The organism is bacterium, assembly GCA_035945995.1.
In the GTDB taxonomy this organism is placed as follows: domain Bacteria; phylum Sysuimicrobiota; class Sysuimicrobiia; order Sysuimicrobiales; family Segetimicrobiaceae; genus DASSJF01.
The window spans coordinates 1-3,144 of record DASYZR010000176.1 but is presented as its reverse complement, the minus strand read 5'-3'; the positions used below and the strand labels follow the sequence as shown (position 1 = coordinate 3,144).

3 protein-coding genes are annotated in these 3,144 nt (G+C 61.6%); all 3 read right to left on the bottom strand.

The annotated features are described in order from the left end of the window. Positions 1 to 210 (bottom strand): hypothetical protein (locus VGZ23_20580; protein ID HEV2359993.1); only part of this gene is annotated, 210 nt, incomplete at its 3' end. A gap of 421 nt (positions 211 to 631) precedes the next feature. Continuing rightward, positions 632 to 1,957, bottom strand: a complete 1,326-nt coding sequence (locus tag VGZ23_20575; GenBank protein ID HEV2359992.1) for an epoxide hydrolase — start codon at positions 1,955 to 1,957, stop codon at positions 632 to 634. An 8-nt stretch (positions 1,958 to 1,965) separates the two neighbouring features. Beyond that, on the bottom strand, positions 1,966 to 3,144 hold a 1,179-nt coding region (locus VGZ23_20570), incomplete at its 5' end, for an MFS transporter (GenBank protein HEV2359991.1).

Here is a 3,144-nt window from a genome sequence, read left to right as displayed (position 1 = left end):
ATCAACGCGGAACGACGTCATGAGAACCGGCAAGAGGGGCGGTACTTTGAACTGGTTCAGGGAGGCGGCCACCCCTGCCAGGACCACGACGGCCAGCACAATCCACGGGTACCGGCGGGCAGAGACTCCCGTCAATGGTGGTCGCGCCGTTTCGTGGAGAACGGTCCCCTCGTTCGTAATCGCTTCTACCACAAAAAACACCTCGACCACGCGGGCCCCGCTGTCGTGCCTCAGCCGCGACGCTGGGCCCAAGCGAACCTGATCATGAGCTGGTAGATTTCCCTGCAACAGATATCGGTGTGATAGCCTGTCTCCTCGTCGGCATCACGCCGGCCGGAGCCGCTCTCGTCTGCCACGGGACCCGTCTTACTTCGGGCGGCCAACTAGCGTTTCGCCCGGCACTCGTCAAGGAACGTCCAGCATCAGAAAGATGCGACCATCTCGCACCAGAGCCACATCTACGCCCTTGATAGGCTCCTGGCCCGGTCGTCCATAGCTCCAAGCCAAGCGCCCGCTTTCTTGGAGGAGATCGACAGGACGACGCTTACTGAAAACGTAGCCCGGGAGGCGCTCATGCAATGCCACGACCGCACGATCGAGTTCAGCTCAATCGTGTCAGGCATGTGGACTATCATCCTCTCCGCGACTTGAATGCCTTGCGCATCTCCCCGACGAATAGCTTCGGTTGTTCGAACGCGGCAAAGTGCCCGCCCTTATCAAGCTCGTTCCAGTAAAACAGGTTCGGCCACAGGGCCTCAGCCCATGCCTTTGGCGGAGTAAAAATCTCCCGCGGGAAGATTGACGCGGCCATAGGCAGCTCGATGCGCCCAGCTGAGAGGCTTGCACGACCACTCCGGGTGTTTTCCCAGTACATGCGAGCAGACGACGCTGCGGTGTTTGTGAACCAATATAGACTGATATCGTCAAGCATCGCATCGATTGAGAGAGCGTCTTCCGGGTTACCGCGATTGTCAGTCCACGCCTGAAACTTCTCGTAGATCCACAGCGCTTGGCCGGCAGGAGAATCGGCGATGGCGCAACCGATTGTTTGAGGTCGCGTCCCTTGCTCGCGGAAGTATCCGCTTTGCTCTCCCTGAAACCAAGCTGCTCGCTCGAACGCACGCTTCTCCGCCGGTGTCGGGTTCTCGCTCAGCTTCGGCGGGAATACAAAAGGCCAGTTAACATGAGCGGCGATCAAGCCGGGCGGCCGAAGATGGCCGAGCGCGTGCGTAACGCCGGAACCCCAGTCGCCTCCCTGCGCCACCCAACGGCGATAGCCAAGACGCTGCATCAACGTCACCCATGCTTTTCCAATGCGTTCTACGTCCCAGCCGGTTTCGGAAGGCTTATCTGAAAACGCGAAGCCTGGAAGCGAAGGAATGACGACATGGAATGCATCGTCAACGCCCCCGCCGTACCGCGTTGGTTCTGTGAGTGGACCAATTACCTCCACGAACTCTACAAACGAGCCAGGCCACCCGTGGGTAAGAATGATGGGCATGGCGTTGGTATGCGGGGACCGTGCGTGGATGAAGTGAATACCAAGCCCGTCGATTCGCGTGCGGAAGTGCGGAAACGAGTTAACACGCGCTTCGAAGCGCCGCCAGTCATAACGATCCCGCCAGTACTCGACGAGCGCCCGCGCTTTCGCGAGTGGGACACCTTGCGACCAGTCCGTTATCGTCTCTTTTTCGGGCCAACGAGTGGCGCCGAGTCTCTTCTTGAGGTCCTCCAATGCCGCCTGCGGTACATGAACCTTGAAGGGCACAACGTCGGCTGTCGCGGGCGGGAGTACTATCGGGGAAACGCTACCGGCCGTCGCCTGGACGCTCATCGGCGAGAGGCCCGCCGACAAGAGCGCTGCACCGCCGGATGCAGCGACACGGATGAACCCGCGGCGCGAGTAGACGGGTATTGGAGCCCCTGCTCTTTCTCTGTCCTCTGAGTCGCGCTTCATCAAGTTAATCACCGAACCCTCACAAACCATCCGAAGGCAGCCGCAGTGACCAGGAGCGGCACGCAAACATACCCGGCCCCAGCCCAGCCCAGCGCTTGGACGAGGCCGCTAAAGACCGGCGGCCCGACGACGAAACCCAGGTTCTGTCCAAGCATCAAGATTGCCATGCCCTTCCCGACCAAATCGGCCCGACCCATTACCTCGGGAACAGCGGCGAAGACCGTTGTTGGCACAGCCGCACCAACGAACCCGATCAGGGTCAAGAAAACCGGGATTTGCCAGGCATGGATGACGAACGGAAAGAGCCATGTACCGGCGAGCAGCAGGAGCGCGGCGGCAAGGACGATTTTGCGCGATCCGAGCCGATCCAAAACGAAACCGGCAATCGGACCTGCGCAGATGCCACCGTACAACTGGAAGCCCGATAGGGCCGCGGCTGCCCGAAGACTGTTGCCTCTCGTGCTACCGAGGAACGTCGGATAGAACGTGGTAAGCGACGCTATGGTGACGCTGAACAGTAAGAACGACGCGGCGAGGAGCCAGATGGTCCGACGCGTCGCCTCCGTACCGGTGTCCGTGTCATGCAGGGAGGCGACGACTGGGCTGTGTTCATCCCCGATGGCGGACGGGGGAACGCGCGTGAACGCCCGGTAGAGCGCAAACGCGACGAGTCCGATTCCCACGCCGAACCACCACACGGTGCGCCATCCACCCCACTCAGCGAGCGCCGGCGCCGCATTAAACATGATCGCTCCGCCGAGCGGAAACCACGCGGCCCAAATGCCCATAGGGATGCCTCGCGACTCGGGAGGGAACCACAGGGCAATCACGGTCGGCGCGACCACGGAAATCAGCCCGAGCCCGAGTCCTTCGATCGCCCGGCCGAGAAGCAATACTCCGAATCTTCCGGCCAGCGCCCCGATGATGCCCCCCACGACCATCGTACCGATAGCGATGGCTCCCGCTGCCCGCGGACCGAGCCTATGCAGGATATAGCCCGAGGGCAACGCCAGCACGGCACCCGTGATCGCGAAAACCGACATGAGCGAGCTCGCGGCCCCGAGATCAACGCGGAACGACGTCATGAGAACCGGCAAGAGGGGCGGTACTTTGAACTGGTTCAGGGAGGCGGCCACCCCTGCCAGGACCACGACGGCCAGCACAATCCACGGGTACCGGCGGGCAGA